General features: G+C 52.8%; 1 protein-coding gene. It reads left to right on the top strand.

The genetic code is table 11. The features are described 5' to 3' along the window. Positions 1-358, top strand: a 358-nt coding sequence (locus AC1D0P_RS32520; RefSeq protein ID WP_477680487.1) for a nitrilase-related carbon-nitrogen hydrolase, incomplete at both ends; no start/stop codon positions are given.

Raw genomic sequence — 358 nt, forward strand, 5'->3', positions numbered from 1 at the left:
AAGCCGACGCCATCGTCAATATCACCAATGACGGCTGGTTCGGCTACACGCCGGGGCCATGGCAGCACTTCTTTCAGGCGCGGCTGCGCGCCGTCGAGACGGGCCTGCCGGTGATTCGCAACTCGAACAGCGGCATTTCCGCCGTTATCGATGCCCGCGGCCAAATCATTTTAGGGCTGAACTTTCAGGCGAAAGGTTACATCGATGTGCCTTTGCCGGGCAAAATTGTTCCGATTTCGGACAGCGCAAGCAGGACACTGTACTTCGGGTTGTTGGAAGCTTTGGCGCTATTGATTGCATTTTTTGCGCGCATGAGTTTTATATTTAATACGAATTGTCCAAAAACCCCTAAAAATGC

It is taken from the genome of Polaromonas sp. P1_G2 (genome assembly GCF_056405515.1).